This is a genomic window from Nitrospirae bacterium YQR-1 (genome assembly GCA_039908095.1).
Taxonomy (GTDB): domain Bacteria; phylum Nitrospirota; class Thermodesulfovibrionia; order Thermodesulfovibrionales; family Magnetobacteriaceae; genus Magnetomonas.
Map to the genome: position 1 here is coordinate 98,887 of JAMOBJ010000002.1, position 26,980 is coordinate 125,866.

Below are 26,980 nucleotides of genomic sequence, written 5' to 3' on the forward strand. Positions count from 1 at the left end.
CAGTCAGAAGTAAACACAGGCGGCAATGAGGAAAGCGACGCTTTAGTATATCCCGGAGCTTTCTCCCAGCCGCCTCGTTACTCTTTATGACTGCTACTTGGTATTACAAAACTTTCGACTCATCCTGCGGCTCCCATGAAATCTCCCGTATAAGGTTACAAAACTCACTAAGAGATATCCTCTCATCGGGCGGACTTAATGCTGAGTTTATCGCCTTACCGGCGCTTTTGCACTTTGTCAACTGAACAATATGCTGGCCTGAAACAAAATTATCTTTTATTAACGGCTTACCCTCTATAAGATAATACGCAATAAGACCCAGTAATGCTACAGTGTTTTTTTCTATGGCCTCTGTGGAACTTAACACGTTTTCAACCACCGGGTTTTCTACAAAAGACGGGTCTATAAAGAAATCTCCTCCTGTCTTATTTTTGAATGTTTTCAGATATATCCTGTCCATGTTGGGCTTGGATATTCCGGTTGCCGAAAAATAAATGTTTGTGCCTTCTTTAAATATAAATGACGGATGAAGGTTTGGTACAAACCAGCCGGAGCGATACTTTAACAAACACTCTGAAAGTAACACCAATATCTCCACCGCCTCTTTTACTGTAATCCCCTTCTCTGCTGTCCTTTTTAAAGACTTATATGGTAACGCCTGCTCTACCACAACGCTCCACCGTTTATTTTTGTGGACATTTATCACTCTTGCAAATATATCAGGAAGTTCCTTAATCCGCGGGTCCAACGCTATGTTGAGTGCTTTGTACTTATTATAAATACAGCGCAACACCACCTCTGTTCCTTTTACCCTGTTAATGGCTTTTATGGTGATAAACGCTCCGTGAACACAGGCTAAATCCGCCGGTGTATAGTTTGACACTATCACTTTGGGTAAACCGCCTCTCAAAAAACATTCCTCATACATGGAGCTGATAAGTGAAACAAGTCTTTCATTTAAGTTCCTTAACCGGTAAAATGACAACACCCTGATTTGCTCAGCCAGCCCCCGCACTCTGCTGAAAAAATGCCTGCGATAATTAATAAAATAATTTTCAAGCTTCTTCTCCGGTATAAATTCAAGAAACCTTAAAACATCGTCCCCCGCTGTAGGGCTCTGTCCCGCTGCACTGTCTTGAAGTATCAGTTTATGGAAATAATTAAATGCAGGCTTGTACTCGTTCATGTTTATAAAAACCCTGGCCAGTTCATACTTAAGAAGTGATATCTCTGCATCCCCTCTGTCGGGATAGTCGTAAAAGTCACTGGCAAAGGCGTGCCTCAACTGAAAAACAAACCAAAGAAACACAGAATCTCTGTGGATTTTCTTGTAAAAAAGTCTTTTGTACAAGTACAGAAGATACCGGTAAAATGTCCACCTATCCTGGTCTTTCAAGCCGCCGCAGGCAAGAACGGCCATTTCATAGATACTCAGAACCTCAAACCAGAGGTGGTTCTTTTCCTTTAATAAAAGAGCCAGGAAAATCCTGAACCTGAAATCAGTCTTTTGGTCAAGCGGCCACTTAAAATAGCCCTCAGCTTCCAGATACTCATTTAATTCCTCAACACCGCCCCTCTCTCTTATCAGTTTTTTGAATAACAGGGTTGTGCCAAGACGGTCAAAAATATTAAGGTACAGTTTTATAAAAAAAGAATAGTTAAATATGATTAAAACAACTGCAATAAGAACCAATATGCCGGAGGTAATAGGAAAAAAGGCTTTCAAAAAAGATTTAACCTGCTCTAAGTCTTTGTACAATCCCGCTATCCGCTCCTCTTCCAGAAACTCAGGGTCTTGCTTTACAACATAATTAAGATTCACTTCTATATTGTCCGAAAGCAGCCACTGCGCTAACAGAAAATAATCATATTTAGAAGCCTTTTTTCTCAGCTCATTTTTCATCTCCTCAAGTTTTGCATATCTCAGTGCCTCCGCCTTTATTCTCGTCTTTAATGCCTCCACCCCTCTATGAAAATCCACATTGCCCGGATAAAGCTGCGCCATTAAGTTAAGCATTTCATTTAATCGGCCTTCATTTCTTATGTCTATAAAATTTTCCATCTCTTCAAAAAAGGCGTTAGTTTCCTTCAATGGATACACTCCCTGATTTAAGTACCCGTGCTCATTTGGTTGCACAAAGTCAGCTTTAAATGTATTGTTGCCATCTAACCATATTTTGTTGTCGCCGTCTGTTCCGGCAAGGATATAATCGGAGCCGCCGTCTTTTAAAACCGGAAACAGATATATTTTTTCAAGGCCGGGAATTTCGGCGGATACTGAGGCAAGTTTTATCTTCTTGCCGGCCTCATACACATAGAGCGTCCCATCCTCAATAAAGGCCGTACTCAGAGACGCCGCAGCTCCTTGCCGAATTCTGAAATAAGCCGGTATATTAGCATATTGAGGAATTCCACCTGTACTGTCCGCGCCTTTAAAACTAACCGGGTCAAGGAAACTTAACGTGGAGTTATCCGGAGCTCTTGCCATCAACTTACAACTATTTCCATTTTCACAGATAAGCGGCACCTGATTTTTACCGTCAGCCAGGACCTCTGCACTGCGGCTGTTAAACTTAAGTGATAGTTTCTCACTCTCATGAGACCATGTAAGTGTCCATGAGGAAATTTTATTGTCTGCCTCAGGAGCTATAAGTAACCATTGCACAACAGCATCATCCCTTGTTCTAACTGTCGTTGGAGGAACTTTCATCTCGCCACTGACCGGAAATGTGGTTTTTACATAACCAAATTCTTTTCCGGTCGAAAGAAACACGTCTATAAAATACTGATTCTTATTTGTATATGGAATAAGAAAATCATTTATTCCGTCGTCGTTAAAGTCATCAACCACGGGGGATGTAAGGCTGACACCTGAAGAGGAATAACTATACACCTGAGGGGGAGCCATCTTTGCCAGATAAGCTCCGTCTATTAAATAAAGTCCACGCCCTGAAACAAGAAAATCCACATTACCGTCATTGTCAAAATCGGCAGCCGCAGGTTTTGAAACCACACTGCCTTCTATTTTAATTTCCAGCTTTTTGGTAAACATTTTTCCGTCAACGATAACCATCAGACTCTCTTTTGCCGGTTTATTGTACTCGGAAAGTCTGCTAAAGACAACTATGTCGGGATGAGCGTTTCTTTCAAAATTTACCAATATCGGCTGTACCTTTACAGAATCACCAACTTTCAAAAATCCGGTCTTTTTCCCGTCCCTCTCAATAGCAAAAACATAGCCGTTTTTAGTTCCAAAGATGATTTCATTTTTTCCATCTCCATCAATGTCACCAAACACTAAGGGCGTGGATATATCTCCATAGATGGATGCATGCTCAGGAACATTTTCAGGAAAGTGCCGGACGTTGTGGCCGCCCTCGGCATTTCCGCTTATCAATAACAGTAACAGTACCGGTATTACTTGAAAGAGCCCTGGCATAGTGCGTTAAAAGACTTCCTCTTGTTAGTGCTTAGTAAGTGATAATTATAACGTTTTTAGCTGCTTTGTGTCAATTTTTGCGGATAGAATAAATTTCTCAGGCAGTGATGCAGTCCGCCACAGCCTCCTCAAAACGGTACTACGTAACAACTCCCCTGAAAAGACGCCGTAACACATATAGAAAAATTCTTGCCGGCAGTCTCCACAGTTTTCTCAGATAAACTCCAATTTTTATAAGACTGCGGTGAAGATAAAAGGCACTGTGCGCAAGCCATGCGGTTATGATCTCTTTTACCTGAGGACAGTAGTGAATGTATCTGTATTTAAGGTAGAATATAAACCTGTGCAGGACACTTATAATAAATACCTGCTTCAGGTCACAAATACAGAGGTCGTTGTTTTTTTTTAAATACGGCATATTTGCACTACTAAATTCCTCTTACAATATCAAGCAGCCGGAAAAAAACATTCATGCCCGGAATTCCCAGACTTTTTGCCGTACCATAGCGCCACATGGAATCTTTAACAATCCTCTTAAATGCCGCCGGACTTAGAAGCACTGATTTTTTCTCTATCATACAGCCACTTAAGTCTGTAATGTTTTTTCTGCCGAAATCCTCAGCATGCTTAATGGAAAACAGCTCTTTTATCTCATCTTTTTTAGGAAAAGCAACAGCACGTTCAGCCATGGTCATAAAGAACGGTTTCAGCTCGGAAAATGTATAGTTAGTTAATACCAGCGCTTTCCGGAATTCTTCTGTAAAATCCAATACCCCTCTTCTTATATCGGATATATCAGAATTGTGCTGCAGTTCGATCTCTCTGGCTCTGTCGCTGTCATCTTTGTAAATGGGTTCAATTTCTTTTGTGTGAGGATTGTTTTTATAACCGGTGACAGTTGCATGTAGTGCCCTTGCGCCCTCCTCAAAGAGCTCTTCAAACCGGCTGAATATCCTCTCAACAGGGCTACTATACCTGTCATCAAACAATACGCCCACGATAGTGTTTTTAGCCGAATTAAAAACATACCTTGCACCATTACTAAAGCCAAAATACAAGCCGTATAAGTGTGGATAGTCCGGCCTGTTACCAAAAGTATCATCTAAAAACTTCTGTATCGAACCACTCCATCCAATATCTATAAAGGCAACGGACTTACTTCCAAAAAAACCGGTTTGGCGTAAATAATCCCTGAGCATATGCCTTTCCTTCCTGGCTTTTTTCTTAACTAACTTTTGAAATCTCTGATCCTTCAGCATAACAGTCAAACACCAATTGTCTTTTTCTCTTACCGGTTCTTGAAGGCTTAAAAACCCGGATTTTAAAGCAATTTCCTCAAACTCACTCTCATGCAGTCCATAAACATCAAAAAGTGACTGTAGCCCCTCTTTCTGCGGCTTATGAAAAGTCATCCATGCTTTTTCCTTTGTTAACCCCTTATAGATTGATGGAAGCGCTGTAGTCTTTCTTGTTATATAAACATAGAGGGCCTCCGGCAGTTCATCTTTTTTGAAAAAATTACCGGCAAGCCTGTTGTATATCTCAAGAAAAAGGTCCCCCTCACGTGCTATAAAAAACAGCTTCTTCAGGTGAAATCTTTTTACCGCTTCAATGACACCATAAACAAAAAGCGCATAAAGAGGCCCTAAAAGTGTATAACCATAGTGATAAAAAAAACTGCTCTCCGTGGTTTCCCTTGAAGGTTTAACCAACTGAAGCAGATACCTGCCGCACCAGTAGATATTATTGTTGGCCAGGGTATTGTATGTCTTTAAAATGTGTTTTTTTTTGTGCTGTTTTAAATCATAAAAACGTATAGCTTTAAATCCGAGGCTTACCGGCACTTTATAATCGGCCTCTTTATGATCTCCTATGTGAAGAATCCGCTCCGGAAGTGTTTTTTCGGAAAACATTACATGTTTAAACAGATTACCTGAAATCTTATTTAAAGCTCTCTCCGATGATACATACAGAGAGCTGAAGAGCCCTGCCAATGACTTCAATCGTATAATCTCCCACAAGATATCTTTATCTAGATACATATCGGAGATAGCTATCATTTTCTTACCCCTGGATTTTATCCATTTAATTAAATCCATCATTCCATCTTTTACATAAATTGCCTGGTTTTCCGTTATGATTTCAAAAACGATTACCTGCTTGACAAAGTCCTCATCAAGCCTGCCGAGGATTTTCTCAGACATTGCTCTTACAACACTTTTGTAAGAGCACTCATAATCCTCCCCATGGGTTGCATTAAAGTTGCGAAGATTTGTCTCAACCTCATTTCTAATCAGAAGAATGTCAATAGCCGCCAGCTCTTTGCCGTATGTGTCTCTTAGATACTTTGAAATCAGCTCGGAAACAAGGGCTTTAACCCGCTCGGGTGGCTCAATGTGTCTGTCAAAAACTGTATCAAATAAATCAAAAGATACCACATCAACATCGTCTATGAATAACTCTATCCCTGCTTTCAGTGATTGTACGTCTTTTACTGTTTTACCCTTTTTCTCTTTAAAGGTGCGCAGAGTGAGAAGTTTACCAAGTTTATGGCTAAAGGAATTTCTTATTATATAACGCTCGGTAAGCAGCTGAGATGCAAAGTTCTCGTATCCCCCGCTTAGTGACCTGATACAGTAGGTCATCTCCTTCAGATGGTCAACCGACGGGATTATTTCCTTGCCAAAGATGTGCTTCACCGCCTCTGATATAAGCTCATAAGCCTCAAGGTGAGCACTCACCGTATCCGAAAGGATTGTGTTCTTACCGTGCAAACGATACAGAAGATGTTCGCTCTCAACCAGAAAACGAAACTTTGACTCATCCCTCTTCATTGCCCTTATCGCAAAGTCATAATCAAGAACATAGCGGAGATTACTTAATGTACCGATTTCATCAAAAAGGGTGCGTTTTACAAAAAAATTGGAGGTGCTGATTGTATAATTGCCTACCATGATTGCTTTAAGAGGAGATTCATTTTCTCTGTAGGCAGTCTTTAGTTTTTCATACCACTTGATCCATATGTGCGCTGGGTCTGAGATTATGTTGGAATTGCCGTCAATCAGAGTCACCGCAGAAACTACAAAATCCAGCCCCTCGGTTTTTGCCGTGTTCAGTAGAACCTCAAGGCGGTCACAGTAGAAGGCGTCATCTGAGTTAATGATAGCGACATAATCGCCACGTGAGAGTGAAATTCCCTTGTTTATTGCATCATGTGAGCCACCGTTTTCCTGGTAATAGTAACGTATGCGGGGATCGTCGTATCGTTTAATAACAGCCTCCGTGCCGTCTGTAGAGCCGTCATTTACTATGACCAGTTCAAAGTCTTTGAATGTCTGGGAAAGTACGCTCTCTATCGCCTCATCCACATACATCTCATGGTTATAAGCCGGCATTACCACACTTATTTCAGGTCTGCCTGTCTCTGTCATACAAAAATAAGCCGCTCTCTCACCCTAACGGTATAACCTCCCTGCTATCTTATGAAAAAATAATAGTGTTGTTCTTAATATGACTATTTTTAATTTTAAGTTAAAGCGCAGTGTTTTGTCAAGTTTCGGCATTACAGAGCACCTATTGTCATTGAAAGAGTCAGCCTTAACAGCTGTCCCGGCTACCCTTCAGTGAGGATTGCTGCTCATTACCCTGTGACAGCGGAAATGGCCTTGGCCAGTTTGAACAGGGTGGTGCCCGGTTTTATATATTTTTTAATATATCTTTTTACAGAAAATCCCATATGTCCCTCGCAAAGGGTTTTTATTGCAAGGGTCATTTCAGTGAGATGATCAATTGCAGGGGCTATGTCCGCCCCATAGGTATGCTTAAGCGCATCGGCTACCAGAGTGTAAGCCTCAAGATGGGCTGCGACAGGGTCCTTGAGTATCGTGTTGTCCCCATGCAAGCGGTAAAAAAACAAGGGGGTATCAACTAAAAAAAAGAAACCCTTTTCGTTAAATTCCATCGCCCTTATGGCGTATTCGTAATCAAGAGTATATTTCAGGCTGCTCAGGTAGCCTATTTTTCCTATAATGCTCCTTCGAAAAAAAAAGTTGGACGTGCTTATTGTATAGTTACCGGCTAGTATTGCCATAAGCGGAGACGGTGTTTTTCTGTAAACGTCTTTGAGCCCTTCGTACCATTTTATCCATATATGGCCGGTATCGGTAATGGCATCGGAGTTTCTGTCTATCAGGGTTAAATCTGTCACAAGAAAGTCAAGCTTGTCGTTTACGGCCTTATTATAAAGAACCTCAAGCCTGTTACAACGGTACAAATCATCAGAGTTAATTATCGAAACATAATCGCCCTTTGCAAGACTTAATCCTTTGTTTATTGCAGCGTGAGAACCGGCATTTTCCTGATAATAGCACACTATACGGCTATCTGTATATTGCTTTATAATATCAGCAGTGCCGTCCTGCGAACCGTCGTTTATTATTATAAACTCAAAATCACTAAAACTCTGCATCAACACACTCTCTATTGCTTCAGCCACAAAAAGCTCATGGTTGTAGGCGGGCATCACAACACTTATTTTTGGACTGTCCATCTTCCGGCTGCCGGCTATTTGTGATACATTTTTGATTTCATAATCTGTTATAATTCCTGTATTGATTATAAGTTACCCCTGATCTTTTGTCAACATCAGAGGGCTGTGTCAACTCTTTATTTCAGGCAGGTATCAAATAGGACTTTTACATAAGATAAAACAAGCTGTCTATAGCAGAGTTCTTAAACCTTTAAAAAGAAAATTGTTCAGAAAAAATCATGGATTTTTCATAAAAAGGAAGGACTATCAGCGTTGGATTTTGCTTAATGAACCACACGCCACCACCCAAAAATCATGTGATTTCAAACATAACCCGTCCTTTGCCATAATCGTGGTTTCTGACAGCTCCGGCATTAATGACTCAATCACCTCACTGAGACAGCCAAACTGCAATATTTATGTTGTGGCGGAAGCTCTTGTTGTGGATACGATAAATACCCGTTGTCTCTCCGTGGATTATATTTTATATATCGGAAAAGACTGTGTGATGGAGCCTTTTGCCCTGGATGAGTATATTTGCATTATAAATGAAATCCCTGATGTTGACTTTATATATTCCAACCATGATTACATCAGCCGCCGCAAAAACAGGCGGTTTTGCCCTGTGTTTAAACCCTCTCCGGCCTCAGAAACCCTTTACCGCCTCAACTATGTGGGAGACGTTTGGGTGGTAAGAAGGGAGTTTATCAGCGGGCTTTCTATTTCCTCCGTCAATTGTCTAAGCCTTGAGGTGTCTCTTCATGTGTGTAAAATGAAAGGACGGAGCCACTGTATCTCAAGGGTGCTCTTTCACGTAAGTGTCGAGAGAGAAGATGAAAGGGCAATTGAGTTTTCAGGCGGCTGCGATGAGGTTTTAACCTCTTATATCAAAAGCGGTACCGATACCGGTTTTAGTCTTCAGAAGCAAAACCCCTCCGGTATATACAGTGTTAATTATATATTGAAATCAACCCCGCTAATCTCAATCATAATACCAAATAAGGACAACAGCTCTGTGCTGAAAAAATGTACAGACTCAATTCTTTCAAAAAGCACTTATAGAAACTTTGAAATAGTAATAGCCGAAAACGGCAGTGTTACAAATCAAACATTTCTGCTCTATGACAACCTAAAAAAAAAAGAAAATATAAAAATAATAACGATACCCGGCAAGTTTAACTATTCACGGGTAAATAACCGGGCTGTTGCCGAGTCCTCCGGGGACGTTTTAATTTTTCTGAATAACGACACGGAGGTAATAACGCCTCAGTGGATGGAAAAAATGCTCTGTCATGCTCTGAAAACCGGAACCGCAGCGGTAGGGGCAAAACTGTACTACCCTGACGGCACAATTCAACACGGTGGTTTAGTGCTGGGATTTGGGGGTGTTGCAGGGGACCCTTTTCAGGGTGCAGACGGTAGAAGTGACGGATACCTGTATGCACTTCAAGCTGTGCGAAACGTATCTGCCGTAACCGGGGCTTGTCTTATGCTTCGCAGAGAGCTGTTTGACCATATCGGGGGTTTTGATGAAAGCCTTCCCCTTGCTTACAATGACGTTGACCTGTGTTTACGCCTAAATGCCGCAGGGTTTGAGACAATCTGGAGCCCCGAAAGTGAACTCCGCCACTATGAGTCTGTAAGCAGGGGATACGATATCACTGCCGGCAAGAAACTGCGGCTTAAAAATGAATCTGATATTTTTACAAATAAATGGAAAGCGGTGCTTCAAAAAGGGGACCCTCACTTTAGCTCTGACTTATACTTTTTATATGAGAGTTTCTGAAATAATTAATCTTTTGTTATTGACATTTATGAATAAATTTGTTTAGCCTATAGCCAGTCAAGATAGTACTCTGCCTGCTGACAGGTATGAGGAGCACCTTTTATAAACGGTTTTTAAAGTAAGGAGGCTTGTCACTCATGAAGAGAATAGTGGTCATTGGTGGTGGAAGCGGTGGTGTAATGTTTTCAAACCGCATGAGAAGGGAATTCAGTCCTGATGACGTAGAAATTGTGGTAATTGAGCGTAGTGAAAAGCATTTCTACCAGCCGGCATTTACTCTGGTCGTTTTTGGCCTTGATGAGCCAAGGAATTTAATTAGGCCTGTAAAAGATTTATTTTTTGAGGGCATAACACTGGTGCATGATGAGGCTACAAAGATTGATGCAGGAAATAACAAGGTAATAACAGGGAAAAGCGGTGAGCTGTACTACGACTATCTGGTAATAGCAACCGGAGCAAAATTAATTTTAGATGAGACCGAGGGTTTAAAAGAGAGTTTGGAGGCAAACAAAAATGTGTTTACCTTCTATAACCTCAACGGAGCGATAAGTCTCAGGGATAAGCTTAAAGATATGGACGGTGGCACAATAGTATCAACCATAAGTGAGATGCCGATAAAATGTCCTGCCGCCCCTATGAAGTTTATCATGATGGCTGAGGATACGATGAGGCTTAAAGGACTCAGAAACAAGTTTAAATTTGTCTTTACAACCCCGATGCCTGCGGTTTTCAGCAGGGAGCCGTATGCCTCGAAGTTAAACTCCATATTTGCAACAAGGGGTATTGAGACCGTCCCGAACTTTACACCGTCTGAAGTTGACCACAACAAGGGAGTGCTGAAGGATTTCGGCGGAAAAGAGGTTAAATTTGACCTTCTGTCCATAACCCCACCTCATGGCGGCGAGTTTGTAATCGAGAACTCTGAAAACGTAGGGGATGCAGCTGGATGGGTAAGCTGTGATAAAAATCTGATGGTAAGCAAAAAGTTTGCTAATATTTACGGTATTGGAGATGCAACCGATTTCCCGACATCCAAGACCGCCTCGGGTATTAGAAAGCAGGCGAAGGTGCTCGTGGAGCGCCTCAAGGCAAACATAAATGGTGAGGTATCCGACGTAAAGTACGACGGAGAGATCATATGCCCGATGCTTACTAAATACAAGAGGGTTATGTTTGCACATTTTAACTACGATGAATCCATTTCACCTGCCTTAGAAAGCTACTCCAACTGGGTACTCAAGGTACACATGCTCAGGCCTCTTTACTGGAACCTCATGCTTAACGGCTTAGTGTAAGGAGCGCGCTATGGTAAAGAAAAACACGGAAGTAAGCTTAAGCAGTACAGAGAAGATGGCCGCGCAAGTTAATGATATACACAACAGGCTTAGCATAATGGAAGGAATGTATGCTGATATGATGCCTGCTATGGAGAAAATCACCAAGGAGATTGGGGATACCCTAAATGCTCTCAGAGTCCGCTACGAAAGGGATGAAACAATCGAACTGCTTAAAAAAGTAGGCGACAGCATTCCAACTTTCATTATGATGCTTGATGCAATGAAGGCATTTAAAGGGTTTTTTGAGGATTTAATGCCGGCTGTCAACACTATCATGAAAGAGATCACACCGTCTGTTAATTCACTTAGGATGGCATTTGAAAGGGACGAAACCCTTGAGGTGCTTATTAAAACAGGTGAATGTATGCCATCGTTCGTTAAACTTCTTGATTTCTTAAATAAGTTTGACAGAGACGGCGGCTTGGACTTCACACTTGAGGCGGCATATGCCAAAGAAACAGAAGTTATGATGAAGGGTATGGAAAAATGCGCTGTCCGCACCATGCAACAACTTATGGAAAAACCCCTCAAACCCGGTATGATGAATATCTTTAGTGCACTAAAGGACCCGGAGGTTCAGAAAGGGTTCATACTAATGACCACCTTTGCAAGGAATATGCCCCAGTGTATGCTTGAAACCATTGAGGCAAGCGGAGAGTCTCTTAAACCTAAAACAAGGTAACAATTTAAAATAACCGCATAGAACGATCCAGCCTTCCGTTGGGGAATGTTACCTCCGCCCTTACGGGAGAGGGCTAGGGCAAGGGGTACGATTTTTTATAATCACCCTCCAAGAGCCTCTCCCGTCAAGTGAGGGGAGAAAAGAAGGGCATATTACCATGCCTGAGATGAAATAAATTATCCTCTAATACCAAGCACTTGGAGAGAGTTCTTCAGGAGCGCCCGATTCCCTGAGACTGGTGTTCTTGTTTGCAGCATAACAGAAATGATATAGTTACTAAGCAATGAGGTTTAAGAAGCTAAATTCAGAGTTTTTTAATGATACACGAAATATTCGTTTCATCCTTACACTGTTTGTTTTGTGTGTGACATTTGTTTGTATTGGTGTGTTTAGCGTCAAGGATGACAATCTTGTTAATGATGAGACGGCGCATATTCCATCTGGTTATGCAGCTCTAAAGGAACAGAATTTTATCTTAAATTTAGAGCATCCGCCAATGCTTAAAATGATTGCCGCAGTGCCGATGCTTTTTCAGAAAGTTAATTATAAGTCCGATTTAGTCTCCAACACACCTGCTGATGAGTGGAAGGAGGGATACAGATTTTTTGACCTCAATAAAAGCAACTTTGACACTGTATTACTTTCCGGACGTGTTGCACTCATATTATTTCATGCTTTTTTCCTGTTTGTCCTTGGTTTACTCCTAAAGCAGATAATCTCTCCGGTATTTGCCTGCTTAGGCGTATTTTTCATTGCTTTTGAACCAAACTTTCTGGCACATGCCCGTTATATTACAACTGATGCAGGGATTACCGTCTTTACGGTGCTTTCACTGGTATCTTTTGGGGTTTTTCTGGAAAGACAACAGCGAATTTATATATGGCTTACGGCTGTGTTTTTGGGTGGAGCACTCTTAAGCAAATTTTCAGGACTTGCCGTGTATTTTCTTATTTTAGCATTTCTGATGTTTAACCGTTTTAAACAAATGTTTAATGCAAAGCGCACTTTTGCGCTGATTTTTATTGTGCCGGTGTTGATGTTATATCTGGTTTATTTTGGAGTTGGTTGGGCAATAAATCCAATGCAGCTAAATTTTGTTATTACAAATGACAAGCAGGCAACAGAGCCGTCATGGCAGACAAATGTGTTTTTTAGACCGGTGGTACTATATAAAACCGGCTTAAAACATATAACGGAGCGGACTCAACTGGGAGCGGGAGGGGGGCATCCACCTCAGTATCTTAACGGAGAGATCAGATATGATAAGGGCTGGTGGTATTACTTTCTCATTGCTCTGCTATATAAAGAAACCCCTATACTTTTGATTTTATTTGCCTCAGGCCTGCTGTTTTTTAGATGGCGCAATCACAAGACACAGCCGCTTGAGATAATGTTGCTATTGTATTCGGTGCTTTATTTGTCAACAACCTTCACCTCAAGCTTAAACATCGGCATTCGCCACATACAGCCGATGATTGCTACTTTAACTCTTTTTTCGGTTTTAGTTTTATCTTATCAACATTTTTGGTTAAAGTTCCGGCTGTGGCATTTAGCCGTTGTGTTACAACTACTTAGTATAATCAGCGTCTATCCTTATTATCTTGCATATTTCAATGTTATTGCAGGCGGTCCTGCCAATGGTTATAAACATCTGCTGGATTCTAATCTTGATTGGGGGCAAAATCTTAAGCGGCTCTACATATGGGCTCAGAAAAACAAAATTGATAAGATGATTGTACAGACATGGATTGGGACCCCTGTGGATTATTACGATGAGGGCAAAATTTTTAAACCGCCGCCAAAACAGCAACTCTATATGGGACATGGTTATCCGGAGGTGTATTTTGCCGTCAATATCACTTCAATCAAACTAAGTAAAGAATCCCTTGGAATGCTGGAGAGTTTAACGCCGGTTGCCATAATCGGACACAGTATTTATGTGTATCATTTTCCTTAGTTCAATCTCAACCTAAGCAATCAGGTGTCTCTAATAGTAAACAAAACGCTGCCGATATTGCATTTATTCCAATTCTAACTCATTAGACAAATAAATGCAACCCGCTAAAGAAAGGTCTGTCAATCTTTAATGAAAGCGAAAACATGGACTTTTAACCACACAACTATGGCGATATTGCCACACATGTATGGCTAAATAACCACACATGTAGGTATAATGTTCCACAAGATTGAACCGTAAACGTTAAACTATCCTTCAATATCTAACACTTGCCGGTTTCGTTTTGTTTGGCATGGAATTTGCTACCCTGCTTATGGAGAACAATACCAATTTTGAATATCAGGGGAAGCTTATGAGATTAAATTTTGTTTTTAACCATCCTGTTGGTACCTTGTCGATAGATTATAACCACCTTATGCAGTCGTGGTTTAGTGATTTTCTGAGTAAGCCGGACGCAAAGTGCTACGAGGGCAAATTAACAGCCGGTTGTCAAGAGAAGCGGAAATTTAAACTCTTTACTTTTTCAAAATTATTTTTTGATTCATATAAGGTCAGAGGTTACAGGATAAGTTTTAACAGAGGGAATGCGCAGTGGTTTGTTTCATCTCCTGTGAAGGAATTTCTCAACGATTTTTCGGCATATATGAAAAACAGAAAAAAAATTAGTGTTAATGGTGTATGTTTTGAGCTTATGAGCATAGATGAGGTGCAAATGCCCCCCTTTGGCTCTGAAATGAAGTTCACATCTCTGTCACCTATCACAGTTACCACGGAGGGTTTAGATGAAATGAATTCCGATGGATTCTTTTTGAAATTTGAAGATATGGGGTTTATTCAAAAAATTAAAGATAGTTTGACAGATAAATACAGAAAATTTACCGGCATGAAAATAAGCAATGACAATAATTTTAATTTTGAATTCGACTCCGATTATATGGAAAGAAAAAGGGGCAGAATTCAGAAAAAAGTAAAATACGAGCGAACGGAAATAGTGGGATATCTTGCACCATTTAAGGTCTCAGCAGAGCCTGAGCTGCTGAAGTTTGGATACGACACGGGTTTTGGCGATTACTGCCACATGGGCTTTGGAATGGTTAAAGAGATTTAGAGTGGCCGGTTATAGCTAATGCCATATCGGATTTGTCCATTTCACGACAAACCAGGTCAAAAAAACCTATGGCATCTCGCCGTAGCTGTGAAGTCCGGATAGAAATATATTAACTCCCAGATACGTAAATATAACGATTATAAATGCCACAGAGGACACAACGGCTGTTTTTATACCGCGCCAGCCCTTTATAAAACGGGCGTGAAGGTAAAAAGCGTATGCAAGCCATGTTATCAGCGACCATGTTTCTTTCGGGTCCCAGCTCCAGTACACTCCCCAGGCCTGGTCCGCCCACACTGCACCAAATATCAACCCCCCCAGCGTAAAAATCGGAAACCCCAGAGCTATCACCTTATAGTTTAACTCATCAAGAAGCTCAGGAGATATCTTAAAGTGACTGAGTGTGCGCTTCAATGTGCCGCCATAGCGCCAAACAAAGGCAATAAAGCCGGCTGTGGCCAGATAACTAAACACTCTCACAGCGGAGGATGTGTTTCTGAAGGTTGAGCCCAAAATATTACTCCTTTCACCTGCCGGTGTGATTTGCAGTATATGATAATTGAGGTAGTCAATAAACATGGCAACAAGTAAAGCTACAAAAATGCCGCCTATAACTGTCCAAAACCAATATGCCGACCCCTTGCGCTCCTCCGTCTTCATTATCAGATACATCATAGCGGCGGCAAAGGACAGGCCAAATGCCGAGTAGGATATAAAGCTCATCGTAACATGCGCTAAAAGCCAATTACTCTGAAGAGCCGGTACAAGTGGCTCAATTGTTGTCCTCATTCCGGTTAAGTCTATAAACCCAAGAGCCAACCCTGCGATAGGTGTTACAAAGGCGCCGAAAGTTTTGGTTTTGTATTTATACTCAATTATCAGATAGCCCAAAATCAGACACCAGACAAAAAACTCCAGTGATTCATACAAATTTGTAAGAGGCGCTCTGCCTATACCCATTTGATAAGACTCATACCACCGCAGCAGAATTGCCGCCGTCTGTGAAAGAAATGAAACAGAGGTTATGACAGTGGCAATTTTCCCTGAAAATGCACTCCGAAACACAAAATGCCCGATATATACCATCATCGCTACAAAATAGCCAACCTCAGCTATGCCGAAAAACTGCGGACTTGCCATCAACCGCCTCCTCCCATTAGTATTTTCACTCTTTTCATTTCAGCCCTGCGAGCATTCCAAATGCTCTTTCCACATCACTCTCAAAAGAAATGCGATTTTTATTAGACGTCGCCGCTACCATAACTTGTGTGCGATTCCTGTTGTCTTTAACTAATACCCATATTTTTTTGTGGCTCAAGAAAAAGGCCCCGTAAAGGCCAAACAACATTGTTAAACATCCGAGATAAACTACCCACACACCGGGGTCTTTTCTCACCTGCAACCCGGTATATTGATAGCCCCAGTAATCAACAAGTTCCACCTTGTGCCCCTCCGGCAGGTTCCACGTTTTTGGATAGCGTTTAGCCACCCAGCCTTCATATAAGTCTTTACCGTCTTTTCTAAATTCTATATACACTGCCGGATTATTCATCATCTTTGTGTAAGTAAAGGGCTCTTTCGTTTCCTTGTCAAAAGCCAGTGCAGGCGAGAAATATGCAGCTTTACCTTCAATCCCTGTGCCGGCAATACTAAAGGATTCCCCTGCGTGTAATGATACCATTTCGGTTTTACCACCCATAGGTGTTATTTTAAAAATAAGGAGGCCTTCTTTATCCTCAAGTGGTCCATAACTGGCCTGATAAAATGTGTACCCCTTGTATTTAAGAGGAGTGTTTACCTCTATAGAGCGGCTTAGAACTTCTTTACCGTTTTCGAGTATCGAAAGCCAGCTCATGTACTCCTTAGGCGTATCCGTATCGCCGTAAAAGTTTACGGTAAAATCGTCACATCTGATAGTAAAGCCCAGTGGATGTTCCTTTTTGTCTTCTCTTGTGTAGGCAACTGAGGATGACTCACCCTCGGGCAGCGGCAGGTAACCGCTAAACCCAAATTTTATACCGGCCACAGCACCAAGCAATATCAACACGATGCTGATATGAACCACATACACGGCATATCTGCTAAAGCCCCACCTCTGTGCATAGTACTGAATTCCCTCGTCGCTTTTGTGCTCTGTGGGATTAAACCCCAGAGACTTCACTATATTTAATACATCGGCTGTAGTGTCCTTTACACTGCCCTGTAGTTGGTATTGCTTATTAATTGTGAATTTTGTAAAGGAGGAATCATCCAGTGGTTTAAGGGGTTCATTAACGAGGCGAGATATTTTTGGCAGTCTGTCTATTGAGCAGATCAGAAGATTTGCAGAGAAAAGAATTAAAAGCCCGGTAAACCACACAGAGTGGTACATGTCCATAAGGCCTATGGAATTAGCTGCTTCATAAACTGAGGGTGCCAGTTTGGAACCGAAAATTTTAACAAACAGTTTGATATTTTTTTCCGGCTCGGCCTGCTGCTCAATTACCGTACCAGCTATAGAGGTAATGGCTATGGTCAGAATCAGGACGGCGGCGAGTTTAACCGATGTGAATACTTTCCAGACTTTATCAATTACAGAACCGCCTTTTTTGCTAATCTCTTCCACCTTAATAAAACCTCCGGATAATAGTTATCACAGCTTACCACCAACATACTGCCCTGCTATAGAGGCAACAAGGGAAAGCGGCAGATACCGTAAGTCCATGTGTAGATAATACCGCATCAGCACCACAAAAGGTATCGGTATATGAATAAATATAAACCACTTTGGGGATCTCTTAGTCTCCCTTGCTCTGCGATAACCAAAAGGCAAATTAACCACAAACGCAAAGACCATTAATATCGCCGCCGCTATCACATTATTTAGCATGGTATATAAATTAACAGAAATCAGTTGATTTTGTAAATCAACCCGAAATCCAACATAAAGATAAGAAAAAAAGTAAAGATGTAGAATTAAAGGGAAATATTGTATATGTGTACAATTTCAGCGACCATACCAAGCTGCAGTCAAAAGTAAACACAGGCGGCAATGCTTTCGTCAAGGGTGTGATGAATGATTTCTTATTTGAATAATTATGAGATTTGCTAATAATTATTAAGGTGTTGTAAGATGGAGCAACTGTGTGAAAACCCATGTCTGTGGATGCCTTGGAACTTCAAGGAATCTATCGCTGCCTTGGCATATATAAATAATTTTACCGTAGCAAATATTTTCCCCTCACGCACGCTTGCGAAAAGACACTTTGTGGTTGTAGATATCAAAAAAAGTGTGAGGAAAGTTTTTTTATCGAAGAAATTACTCAAAAATATCTTTAATATCAACTTGCAACCCTTCAATCACTTTAGATGTAACTGTGCCTTCAATTTCTGCAATAGAATGTAATTTGTATTTATCGTTTTCTATGGTAAAAATCTCGACAGTTAAAAACTCAGGTAGAACTATCCAGTATTCCGGCACCTTGTATTTTTCATAAATCGTCTTCTTTACTTCCGTATCTTTTTTAAAGGTGCCAGTAGATATGATTTCACAAACCATATCTGGTACACCTCTTATCCAGTCCTGAAAGATACTCATATTCTCTTTCCTAATAAATATGATATCAGGTTGAAGGCGATTAATCCCTTCCTCAAAAATTACGTCAAGTGGAGATATGGATAATTTCCCTAAATCATGCTTTTCTATATAATGACGCATACTATATGCTAAGTTAAAAACAATATCCTGATGTCTCCCAAACGGACTTGGACCCACAACCTCCACCCCATTTATTATTTCTGTTAAGTCTAAATCTCTTTCGATTGTCTGCATAAACTATTATATCAATAGAGGTATGGGTTTGTCGATGGTGGAATTTTAAACCCATATGTCAGAACAAATATCAAAAGGATCACATACATGACCTATCCTTGCCCCTATAAAGTCTCAAATATTCCTCGGTATCAGTTTAACTACCTGATATATTATAACATCACCTACTCCCATAATAAGTAGTAGCCACTTCACAAAAACAAATATTTAAACAAAGAATAACCATACCTAAACCACACTTTCGATATCTTTATCTTTGAATAACCAGCTTTGCGTTTATGTTCGTGAGATGGGATTTTAGTAAGTATAAAACCATTTCTAAAAGTTTTTATTATCATTTCTTGTTCTATTGTGGTAATGTCCTCACGAAGATCCACTATCCTTGCAACAGAGGTTCTGATTGCTCTAAACCCATTTTGTGAATCGCTTATTCTTATATTAAACCGCCAATTGATACATGCTGTTATAACGGAACTTCCCATAAGACGAAAAAACTCATCAAATATAACATCACCAACAGTTGCCTCCTCGTTGAGGGTTGGTATTACAATAGTTATTTTATACATAGGTTTATTCTTTTGTAATAGTCTGGGAAAAATGTTTAAAATTTTTTCACCACCCCCGGAAAATCATTATCTACCGGGGGCAGCAATTCTATTGATCAATAAGCAAACTTATTTGTATGAAAAAGAGCCATATTTTCATCATGCCATAGCGACTAATTTTTTGAGAGAAGATACAAGCGCTCAAGAAGTACTAAGAAGGCACAATTGTAACCTAAAAATTTTTGCTCGAAAATCCCTTATAGCAGGGAACTCAATTTTCTATATCGGATTTCGGGTCACAATAAAAACACCGATTCGCTATAGTATCTCAAGGGCGGGTTTGTAATGCCCCCATTATTTCAAAAACTTAATCAGAGCAACTATAATTCCTATTTGGCTTGCCCAGAAAATAAACATCCACTTAAGAAGTTCGGCTTTTGTGTCTGCTATCTGCGCCTCTATTTTACCGGAAAGCCTCGCTTCAACTAAAAGCAAATCAGCTTTAGTAGCAAACTCTTTTGTTAACTCTTGCTTTGTCTCCTCAGAAGAAGACCCTGTAGCTTCCCTAACAACCTCTGCGATTTCCTTAGCAGCTTTATCACTGAGATCTGCATTCTTAAGCCGTTCGTATATCTTTAACGTGTCTATCGCTGTTGCCATGCCTGTTTCACCTCCACTAACATCAATAATAATTCCTCCACCTAGGATTAGATTAGCAAAGCGCTGTATGTTTAGTCAACAATCTTAAACACAAATGTAGAACCCAATATACTGACCCCTGTAATGCCCCCCAACCTACTTAACAGAGCCTTTTTTTTTGCTTAACTCTCCTTTGATTTCTTACACAAAACCTACTTTTTTATCAAATCCACCCTACCCTGTTGTATTGTAATCTTTCTGCTAAAAGGATTGTATATAAGCGTAACAGCCTTCTCACCACTTATAAAGTATGCGGCAAAGAGCTCGGTAAGTCCCTCTCTGTCAAAAAATACCTGCAACTGTCCCTCTTTGACCTCTCCCTTTGAGGACAAAAGCACGCTATCTAAAAACTTACTTGCCATCTGCTTTTTTCCCTCATGCGTTTGCCAACTTAAATCTTTTTTCTTCAGATCAATCGCCAGTGTGTAGGTTTCCCGCCTGTTTGACGATGTATCATTAAGATATGTTATGACGGAAGCAAGCCGCTTTGCCTCAATTGACGGTGTAGCTGTAAGCTTGCTAAAGGATGGATACGAAAGCGCAATCATAACCGAGATAATAAAAAGTACAACTATAAGCTCAAGAAGCGTTACTCCCCTGTGGCTGTTATTGAATATTCCAGCTTTCAATATCTTTATTGATACCCTCGCCGCCCTGTACACCGTCCGCTCCGTAGCAGACAATATCGTAATCGCCGTGGGCTCCCGGGGAGACATACACGTAGGCCCTGCCCCACGGGTCGGGGGGAATCTTCTTGTTTTCCAGATAGCCGCCCTCCCTGTAATTTTGCAGCACCTGACCGATAGCGGGTTTTGTAACCAATGCCTCAAGGCCCTGATCCGTTGTCGGAAAAAATCCGGTGTCCAGTTTATAGAGCTTCAGTGCCGTCTCAAAGTTTCTTATCTGAATCTTTGCCTCCGCTATTTTGGCATCATCTGTGCGTCCTATGATTTTTGGAGCAACAAGGGCTGCTAACATGCTTAATATAAAAACCACCACTATTACCTCAAGTAATGTAAAACCGGCAATTTCTTTATTTTGTTTCAACTTGCTTGTCACCCCCCTTTATTTAATCAACTGGTTAAGCTCAAATACCGGTAAGAGCACAGCAAAAACTATAAACCCAACAATGGCTCCCATAACAAGTATGATGACAGGCTCAATGGCCGACAACAGACGCTTTGTGCCGGTCTTAAACTCCTTTTCATACGTCTGAGCCGCCCGTAAGAGCATATCTGAAAGAGACCCCGAGCGTTCCCCGGTTAGAATTATCTCTTTCACCAAAGGCGGAAAGTCCATCAATGATGACGACAGAGAAAGCCCCTCCGAGACAGCCCTTTCGGCATCAAGAATCTGATTTTCATAAAAGGCATTTCCAACAGTTTTGGACGCAAGCCTCAGTGTCTTTAACATCGGAACCCCGTTTTTAAGTAATGAGCCGGTTGTCTTTAGAAATCTCGATACATACAGTGAGTTCAATACCGGTATTTTGGTAAGTATCCTCCCAACCTCTGATGCGTGCCTTTTAATGTAATGCTTTACGATATAAGTTAAACATATAATTCCAAGAACCAAAGCCCATAGGTAGTGTTTTAAGAAATTACTGAGCATTATTAAAATTACCGTAATCAATGGAAGCACCTTGTCGGAGTCTTCAAATATTTTTACAAGTTTCGGCACCACGAATACGAAAACAAAGGTTAACACAAAAGTCCCCACCGTTAGCATAATCGCAGGGTATATGGCGGCGGATTTAACGGCGGAATCCATCTCATCCTTGCTTTCAAGAAAATCGGCTAATTCATTAAGCACGCTGTCAAGGCAACCCCCTGCCTCACCGGCACTTATCATGCTTATGTAAAAATCAGGGAAAAAGTTGGGGTAATCCTCCATCGCACGCGACAGAGCCGCCCCGGCCAGGAGGCGTTCCTTTATTGACACAAGCATTGAGCGGAGTTTCCCTCCACGCCTTTCTGAAAGCGTATCCACGGCATCAACAATTGCAACACCGGAGGAAACCAACACGGCCAAATGAGCGGTTATTGTCTTTAGTGCGCTTGCATCACTTGTAAAGGACAGCGTAAAGGTGCGGGCTGCTCCGTCCTCTGGGATTACTTTTTCAGGATAGATATCTTTTATCTTAAGAAGCCGTATGGCCTCACTTATTCCATCCGCCTCAATTGTGCCGGAGTGGCGCCTGCCCTCTGAGTTGTATCCCCTGTACTTAAATACCGGCATCGTCTCTCTGAGTCACCCGCAGTACTTCTTGTAAAGATGTCCGGCCGACTGCGGCCTTCATAAGCCCATCTTGTCTCAGTGTTTTCATCCCGCTCTCCAGCGCATAGTTTCTGATTGCCGTGGAATCGGTATTTGAATTTATCAACGGTAACACACCCTGATCTATAATAAAAAGCTCAAAAATTCCTATCCGGCCTGCATATCCGGTATTATTACATTTTGTACACCCTCTGCCTTTAAAAAGAGTTTCCACCGGAAAGTTAAAGTAGCTCCGCTGAGGTTCCGTAGCTTCATACCGCTCCTTACACTCAGGGCATATTACCCTTATAAGCCTCTGTGCAAGCACTCCGCAGAGCGATGAGGCAATAAGAAACGGCTCCACACCCATGTCAATAAGTCTGGTAACAGAGGAAGCGGCGTCATTTGTATGCAGAGTGCTTAGTACAAGGTGTCCGGTCAGGGATGCCTGCACCGCAATCTCGGCAGTATCATAATCCCTGATTTCCCCGACCATTATAACATCCGGGTCGTGTCTTAATACAGAGCGTAGGCCGTTTGCAAATGTTAACCCTATGCGCGGGTTTACACCAATCTGAGCCATCCCACGTATCTGGTACTCTACAGGGTCCTCTATGGTTATAATGTTTTTTTCCTCAGTGTAGATATGGTTTAATGCGGCATAGAGCGTAGTGGTCTTTCCGCTTCCGGTTGGGCCGGTAACAAGAAAAATCCCATGCGGGCGGGCAAGAAGATTTTCTAATTTTCCCTTTGTCACATCATCGAGTCCAAGTGCGCTAAGCCCCATGAGTCCCTGTTTTCTGTCCAAAATCCTGAGCACTGCGCGCTCTCCAAACACTGATGGGATAATGGAGACCCTGACGTCTATATCCTTGCCGCTGATAAGAAGGCGGATTCTGCCGTCCTGTGGAAGCCGCCGCTGTGCTATGTCCATGTTGGCCATTATCTTAACTCTGCTTATGAGGGCGTCCTGAATTATTTTAGGAGGCATGAGGATTTTCCTTAACACTCCGTCAATACGCATTCGTACCTGCAGGTCTTTTTCATAAGGCTCGATATGAATGTCTGAGGCGTTTTCCTTAACCGCCTGTCTGAGCAAGGCGTTAAGAAGCCTGATAATCGGAGCGTCTTCGGTAAGTTCTACGATGTCTTTGGGGGATTCAAACTCAGTAGCCACGGTGTCAAAGTCGCCCTCTGTCATGTTGTCCATGACCTCCTCAGCACTCCCTGCCATGCCGTAGATGCGGTTTATCAGATTAAGCAGTTTTTCAGGAGTTATCATTACCGGCTCCGCTTTTAGAGCCAGAGATTTTGCGATTTCGCTGAGCGCAAAAGCTCCCTGCATATCGCTGATGTAGCCCATAAGGACTGAGAGGTCTCTCTTAACCGGTAACACCATGTTGGTCTTAGCATAGGTAAGTGGTATGTGTTTTATGAGGCTAAGGTCAAAGGCTGCCTCTTGTGCTGTATCCGGTGTTATCATGTGCTCCTATTGTAACGGTTGCAGGTAAAGAAAAGTCAAGGAGTCGAATTGCCTCATGAGAAAATCTAAACGAAAGATGAATTGTTGACAATACAGCATAAATATTGTAAAATATGTTTGTGAAACAGGGGGTATTTTTATGAAAAGACTACAATACCCTGCTATTGTTACTTATATAGAGGGGGATAACGACTATATTGTAGAATTCCCCGATCTTAAAGGATGTATTACTGATGGTGAGACGATAGAGGAAGCCCTTTTCAATGCAAAAGAGGCTTTAACAGGTTATTTGGCAGTAGTGTTGTCTTAGCCTGATATGGGCAATTGTCCGGCTTTAAAATCTTGCGAGGTTTCGTACTTATATTTTTTCATCTGTGGTTTAAACTTAATAACCCTGAACACTATGATAAAATTCGACACTACGATAAAATCAAGAATTTTTAAAAGCAACAATGATAGAATAAGAGTTGAAGGTTAGACAATTAAATGCAGAGAAAACATATAGGCACGCAGGAACTCGAGAACAAAATTATAACTATTCTCAAACCTTATGGAGTCATGAGGGTTGGTATTTTCGGCTCGTTCGCAAGAGGCCAGGAGAGACCTGATAGCGATATTGATGTGCTGGTAGAATTCTCGTCGAGAAAGACCTTTTTTGATATTGTTGGAATTGAGCAGGAATTGTCTGAAACGCTTGGCATCAAAGTTGACCTATTGACAGACAAAGCTGTAAATCCGTATATCGCTGACAGGATTAAGAAAGAGCTTGTTGTGATTTACGAATGATCAAGGATAACCTTATTTATCTAAAGCATATCGCTGATGCCATCAGCAGAATAGAACAATACACAGCGGGGCAAACCGAGAAAAGCTTCTTAACTAATAACTTGATTCAAGCAGGAGTTATCAGGGAACTTGAAATCATCGGAGAAGCATCAAAGAGACTACATACATTCATAAAAGAGAAATACTCCGACGTCCCGTGGAAGCAAATAGCTGGAACAAGAGATAAGCTTATCCATAACTATTTTGGAGTTGACTTATCGGCAGTTTGGGAAACGATTGAGAAGGACATCCCTTTTTTAAAAATGAAAATCAGCGAAATCATTAGCTCAAACTTTAGTTAACCAGATACTACTCCTCCTAAGGAACTCATCCAAGTGAACTTTACTTTTTAGCAGTGCTCTTTTCTTTGATGCGTTCCATAAAATACTCCGGCTCAACGTACTTAACCTCCGGCATCTTCTCCAAATCGGCCTTAGTCTCAGAGACGATTTTTCCCTTTGGCAGCTCTATCAAAAATAGATTCGGTGTGGAGTACTCAAGTATGAGGCGTGCTTCGTAATCATTAATTATCTTGATGCACTGCTCCCTGCCGACTGATTCTTTAAACTTGATGACCACTCTTTCCTGAACATTTGTCTGTCCCGACATATAGTTATTGGCCGCCCCGGCACCTTTTACAGCTGTAATAATGTTTGCCTTTTCGTTTGTATCCACGATATGAGGAGTGAGGAAAACCATGAGATTGATTTTCTTTTTTGTGGTTTCGGTTTGTTTAAACAATACGCCCAACACTGGAATGTCTCCTAAAATCGGCACCTTATTCACACTGTTTTCATCCCGTTCCTGCAGCAGCCCTCCTATTACTATGGTTTCATTGTCTTTGGCAAAAATCGTAGTCTTTGTGGAACGCTTTGAAGTGGTAGGCCCCAGGCTTATTAAGAGGTCTGAATTAGTTTCGGATTTAACAGATGAAATCTCCTGATAAACGTCAAGTTTTATTACATCCCCCTCTGTAATGTGAGGAGTTATTTTCAGAGAGATACCCACGTCCTTACGCTCGATGCTGTTAAATACCGAGGCGGTTCTGGTAGGATCCGACTCCCTTTTAGAAACAAACGGCACGTTTTCACCAACCATGATCTCCGCCTCCTTGTTGTCTGAGGTCAGAATCTGCGGAGTGGAAAGCACATTGACAACTCCTCTGAAATCACTGATACTAAACACGGCGGCAAATCCTGGGACTGACATCGTAGAGGACGTCACAGTGCCGTCTGAGCTTGTCGTAGAATATGGTATATCTACAAATTTACCCAGACCTCCGACGCTAAAGCCGCTTAACCCTGTCACTATGTTTTGTAAAGCAGTGTTGCTGACAGTGCCAACACCGCCGATTAGACGTGCATTACCGTCCTGTGTACCTATGCCGCGCCACTTAGTGCCAAGCTCAATTAAATCATTCACAGATACCTCAATAATCAAGGCCTCCACATAAACTTGCTTCCGTCTGCGGTCGAGCTTTTTTATTACCTCTATGATGTTTTTGTAGTCTGAGGGGGAGGCCATAACGACAATAGAGTTGGTAGCCACATCGGGAGTAATGGAAATCTCGGCGGAAGCGGTAAAGGCCACCGCCTGGGGTTTTTGCTGAGTCTTATCCGCCGTGGGCTGCTGTTGAGCCTTTTTAATGAGATTATCTAAGACCTTTGCAAGCTCCTCAGCATTAGCATGTTCAAGGAAATAAACATTTATGCCGCCGTTTGCCTCAGGGGAGGGAACGTCCAGCAGGGCGATTAGTTTTTTAATCGGTTGTCGTTCGTTTTTAAGACCAAAAACAATTATTGCATTCAGTCTGTGGTCAGAGACTACATATGGTTCCTCATAGTCGCCCCTTTTGGCAACAGGGGGTCTTGACTGCCCCCTCTTTAATCCCTCGTTAATAGTCTTGGCAAGGGTTTCAGAATTTGCGTTTTTAAGATACACAATATCGGGTACTTCCTCCGGGGATGGTCTGTCTATACTTTTTATTATTTTCAGAATTTTTTCAAGATTTGAACCGGAATCAATAACTAAAATCATATTTCTCGGGGTAAATTCCGACACGTGGCCCTCTTTTGACATAATAGGTCTAAGTAATTTAACTGCGTCTTCAACCGATATATTTTCCAACTGAATCAGCCTCGCAATGTAATTTTCATTGAGGATTTTAGTTGTAGAGACCTCAACTCCTTTTTGTTTAGCCTCAGCTGTTGTAATAATTTTATAAGTGTTTGTACCTGCGGGGATAACGGTAAAACCTTTTAGTTCAAGCACAGAGGTAAAGAGTTTAAATGCCTCGGACTTATAAATCGGAGCCGGTGCGACAATTGTTATTTTACCTTTAAACTGGTCATCGAAAATAATGTTTTTACCGGTCAGATCGCTGACAAACTTTGCAATGGCAGGAAGGTCGGCGCCGACAAAGTTAAACGTAATTTTTTCCTCTTCAGCCACTGCCGTTTGAAAAAAAGTTAAAACAAAAATAAGGAGCACCAAACCTAAAAATAATTTCTTAGCCATAGTCATA

General features: G+C 41.5%; 23 protein-coding genes. 8 read left to right on the top strand and 15 right to left on the bottom strand.

Annotation, left to right across the window (positions count from 1 at the left end; genetic code table 11):
- Window positions 1-103 precede the first annotated feature (103 nt).
- The 4 genes from H7844_02295 to H7844_02310 form a co-directional block, all read right to left on the bottom strand.
- Window positions 104-3,439 (bottom strand): VCBS repeat-containing protein, encoded by a 3,336-nt coding sequence (locus tag H7844_02295; GenBank protein MEO5356110.1) that lies wholly within the window; start codon window positions 3,437-3,439, stop codon window positions 104-106.
- 139 nt (window positions 3,440-3,578) lie between these two features.
- Window positions 3,579-3,857, bottom strand: a complete 279-nt coding sequence (locus H7844_02300; protein ID MEO5356111.1) for a hypothetical protein — start codon at window positions 3,855-3,857, stop codon at window positions 3,579-3,581.
- Between the two features lie 10 nt (window positions 3,858-3,867).
- Window positions 3,868-6,870: a glycosyltransferase gene (locus tag H7844_02305; GenBank protein ID MEO5356112.1), complete on the bottom strand. Its 3,003-nt coding sequence runs from the start codon at window positions 6,868-6,870 to the stop codon at window positions 3,868-3,870.
- 209 nt (window positions 6,871-7,079) lie between these two features.
- On the bottom strand, window positions 7,080-7,988 hold the full coding sequence (locus H7844_02310) for a glycosyltransferase (GenBank protein MEO5356113.1): 909 nt from the start codon (window positions 7,986-7,988) through the stop codon (window positions 7,080-7,082).
- Window positions 7,989-8,247: 259 nt separating this feature from the next.
- Here H7844_02310 and H7844_02315 point away from each other — a divergent pair, with 259 nt between their 5' ends.
- The 5 genes from H7844_02315 (at window position 8,248) to cas6 (ending at window position 14,837) form a co-directional block, all read left to right on the top strand.
- Window positions 8,248-9,753: a glycosyltransferase family 2 protein gene (locus tag H7844_02315; protein ID MEO5356114.1), complete on the top strand. Its 1,506-nt coding sequence runs from the start codon at window positions 8,248-8,250 to the stop codon at window positions 9,751-9,753.
- A 137-nt stretch (window positions 9,754-9,890) separates the two neighbouring features.
- Window positions 9,891-11,048, top strand: coding sequence for an NAD(P)/FAD-dependent oxidoreductase (locus tag H7844_02320; protein ID MEO5356115.1), 1,158 nt, complete (start codon window positions 9,891-9,893; stop codon window positions 11,046-11,048).
- Window positions 11,049-11,058: 10 nt separating this feature from the next.
- On the top strand, window positions 11,059-11,772 hold the full coding sequence (locus H7844_02325; GenBank protein ID MEO5356116.1) for a DUF1641 domain-containing protein: 714 nt from the start codon (window positions 11,059-11,061) through the stop codon (window positions 11,770-11,772).
- A 283-nt stretch (window positions 11,773-12,055) separates the two neighbouring features.
- Complete coding sequence (locus H7844_02330; protein MEO5356117.1) at window positions 12,056-13,729, top strand: glycosyltransferase family 39 protein; 1,674 nt, start codon at window positions 12,056-12,058, stop codon at window positions 13,727-13,729.
- Between the two features lie 352 nt (window positions 13,730-14,081).
- Entirely contained in the window at window positions 14,082-14,837 is a 756-nt protein-coding gene (cas6, locus tag H7844_02335) for a CRISPR-associated endoribonuclease Cas6 (protein MEO5356118.1), read from the top strand.
- 66 nt (window positions 14,838-14,903) lie between these two features.
- On the opposite strand, the gene ccsB is transcribed toward cas6, so the two are convergent.
- The 10 genes from ccsB to gspE all read right to left on the bottom strand — a co-directional run bounded on the left by ccsB (window position 14,904) and on the right by gspE (window position 23,631).
- The gene (gene ccsB / locus H7844_02340) at window positions 14,904-15,977 is read right to left on the bottom strand and encodes a c-type cytochrome biogenesis protein CcsB (protein MEO5356119.1); all 1,074 of its coding nucleotides are present in this window, start codon (window positions 15,975-15,977) and stop codon (window positions 14,904-14,906) included.
- A 34-nt stretch (window positions 15,978-16,011) separates the two neighbouring features.
- Window positions 16,012-17,442: a cytochrome c biogenesis protein ResB gene (locus H7844_02345; GenBank protein ID MEO5356120.1), complete on the bottom strand. Its 1,431-nt coding sequence runs from the start codon at window positions 17,440-17,442 to the stop codon at window positions 16,012-16,014.
- Between the two features lie 27 nt (window positions 17,443-17,469).
- Entirely contained in the window at window positions 17,470-17,673 is a 204-nt protein-coding gene (locus H7844_02350) for a hypothetical protein (protein MEO5356121.1), read from the bottom strand.
- 462 nt (window positions 17,674-18,135) lie between these two features.
- Window positions 18,136-18,648: a Uma2 family endonuclease gene (locus tag H7844_02355; protein MEO5356122.1), complete on the bottom strand. Its 513-nt coding sequence runs from the start codon at window positions 18,646-18,648 to the stop codon at window positions 18,136-18,138.
- A gap of 191 nt (window positions 18,649-18,839) precedes the next feature.
- A complete protein-coding gene (locus H7844_02360; GenBank protein ID MEO5356123.1) occupies window positions 18,840-19,214 on the bottom strand; it encodes a hypothetical protein in 375 nt (124 codons plus the stop codon).
- 333 nt (window positions 19,215-19,547) lie between these two features.
- Window positions 19,548-19,853 (bottom strand): hypothetical protein, encoded by a 306-nt coding sequence (locus H7844_02365; GenBank protein MEO5356124.1) that lies wholly within the window; start codon window positions 19,851-19,853, stop codon window positions 19,548-19,550.
- Window positions 19,854-20,044: 191 nt separating this feature from the next.
- Complete coding sequence (locus tag H7844_02370) at window positions 20,045-20,554, bottom strand: prepilin-type N-terminal cleavage/methylation domain-containing protein (protein MEO5356125.1); 510 nt, start codon at window positions 20,552-20,554, stop codon at window positions 20,045-20,047.
- On the bottom strand, window positions 20,499-20,939 hold the full coding sequence (gspG, locus tag H7844_02375) for a type II secretion system major pseudopilin GspG (protein MEO5356126.1): 441 nt from the start codon (window positions 20,937-20,939) through the stop codon (window positions 20,499-20,501). Before gspG ends, H7844_02370 begins: the two co-directional genes overlap by 56 nt.
- An 18-nt stretch (window positions 20,940-20,957) precedes the next feature.
- Window positions 20,958-22,130 (bottom strand): type II secretion system F family protein, encoded by a 1,173-nt coding sequence (locus tag H7844_02380; GenBank protein MEO5356127.1) that lies wholly within the window; start codon window positions 22,128-22,130, stop codon window positions 20,958-20,960.
- Window positions 22,117-23,631 (bottom strand): type II secretion system ATPase GspE, encoded by a 1,515-nt coding sequence (gspE, locus tag H7844_02385; protein ID MEO5356128.1) that lies wholly within the window; start codon window positions 23,629-23,631, stop codon window positions 22,117-22,119. Before gspE ends, H7844_02380 begins: the two co-directional genes overlap by 14 nt.
- 139 nt (window positions 23,632-23,770) lie before the next feature.
- Between gspE and H7844_02390 the strand changes: the two genes are divergently transcribed.
- From H7844_02390 to H7844_02400, 3 genes are all read left to right on the top strand, one after another.
- Window positions 23,771-23,941, top strand: a complete 171-nt coding sequence (locus H7844_02390) for a type II toxin-antitoxin system HicB family antitoxin (protein ID MEO5356129.1) — start codon at window positions 23,771-23,773, stop codon at window positions 23,939-23,941.
- A 176-nt stretch (window positions 23,942-24,117) separates the two neighbouring features.
- On the top strand, window positions 24,118-24,417 hold the full coding sequence (locus H7844_02395; protein ID MEO5356130.1) for a nucleotidyltransferase family protein: 300 nt from the start codon (window positions 24,118-24,120) through the stop codon (window positions 24,415-24,417).
- The gene (locus tag H7844_02400; protein MEO5356131.1) at window positions 24,414-24,758 is read left to right on the top strand and encodes a DUF86 domain-containing protein; all 345 of its coding nucleotides are present in this window, start codon (window positions 24,414-24,416) and stop codon (window positions 24,756-24,758) included. The genes H7844_02395 and H7844_02400 overlap by 4 nt, the downstream gene beginning before the upstream one ends.
- 40 nt (window positions 24,759-24,798) lie before the next feature.
- Here H7844_02400 and gspD read toward each other — a convergent pair whose 3' ends face one another.
- Window positions 24,799-26,973 (bottom strand): type II secretion system secretin GspD, encoded by a 2,175-nt coding sequence (gspD, locus tag H7844_02405; protein ID MEO5356132.1) that lies wholly within the window; start codon window positions 26,971-26,973, stop codon window positions 24,799-24,801.
- Between the last annotated feature and the right edge of the window lie 7 nt (window positions 26,974-26,980).

Bases quoted from the DNA above. Each gene is read 5' to 3' on its own strand.
- H7844_02355 (MEO5356122.1), bottom strand. From the start codon at position 18,648: ATGCAGACAATCGAAAGAGATTTAGACTTAACAGAAATAATAAATGGG.
- H7844_02330 (MEO5356117.1), top strand. From the start codon at position 12,056: ATGAGGTTTAAGAAGCTAAATTCAGAGTTTTTTAATGATACACGAAAT.
- H7844_02390 (MEO5356129.1), top strand. From the start codon at position 23,771: ATGAAAAGACTACAATACCCTGCTATTGTTACTTATATAGAGGGGGAT.
- H7844_02295 (MEO5356110.1), bottom strand. From the start codon at position 3,439: ATGCCAGGGCTCTTTCAAGTAATACCGGTACTGTTACTGTTATTGATA.
- H7844_02325 (MEO5356116.1), top strand. From the start codon at position 11,059: ATGGTAAAGAAAAACACGGAAGTAAGCTTAAGCAGTACAGAGAAGATG.
- H7844_02365 (MEO5356124.1), bottom strand. From the start codon at position 19,853: ATGGCAACAGCGATAGACACGTTAAAGATATACGAACGGCTTAAGAAT.
- H7844_02350 (MEO5356121.1), bottom strand. From the start codon at position 17,673: ATGGTCTTTGCGTTTGTGGTTAATTTGCCTTTTGGTTATCGCAGAGCA.
- gspD (MEO5356132.1), bottom strand. From the start codon at position 26,973: ATGGCTAAGAAATTATTTTTAGGTTTGGTGCTCCTTATTTTTGTTTTA.
- H7844_02300 (MEO5356111.1), bottom strand. From the start codon at position 3,857: ATGCCGTATTTAAAAAAAAACAACGACCTCTGTATTTGTGACCTGAAG.
- H7844_02305 (MEO5356112.1), bottom strand. From the start codon at position 6,870: ATGACAGAGACAGGCAGACCTGAAATAAGTGTGGTAATGCCGGCTTAT.
- H7844_02395 (MEO5356130.1), top strand. From the start codon at position 24,118: ATGCAGAGAAAACATATAGGCACGCAGGAACTCGAGAACAAAATTATA.
- ccsB (MEO5356119.1), bottom strand. From the start codon at position 15,977: ATGGCAAGTCCGCAGTTTTTCGGCATAGCTGAGGTTGGCTATTTTGTA.
- H7844_02360 (MEO5356123.1), bottom strand. From the start codon at position 19,214: ATGTATAAAATAACTATTGTAATACCAACCCTCAACGAGGAGGCAACT.
- gspE (MEO5356128.1), bottom strand. From the start codon at position 23,631: ATGATAACACCGGATACAGCACAAGAGGCAGCCTTTGACCTTAGCCTC.
- H7844_02320 (MEO5356115.1), top strand. From the start codon at position 9,891: ATGAAGAGAATAGTGGTCATTGGTGGTGGAAGCGGTGGTGTAATGTTT.
- H7844_02310 (MEO5356113.1), bottom strand. From the start codon at position 7,988: ATGGACAGTCCAAAAATAAGTGTTGTGATGCCCGCCTACAACCATGAG.
- cas6 (MEO5356118.1), top strand. From the start codon at position 14,082: ATGAGATTAAATTTTGTTTTTAACCATCCTGTTGGTACCTTGTCGATA.
- H7844_02380 (MEO5356127.1), bottom strand. From the start codon at position 22,130: ATGCCGGTATTTAAGTACAGGGGATACAACTCAGAGGGCAGGCGCCAC.
- H7844_02400 (MEO5356131.1), top strand. From the start codon at position 24,414: ATGATCAAGGATAACCTTATTTATCTAAAGCATATCGCTGATGCCATC.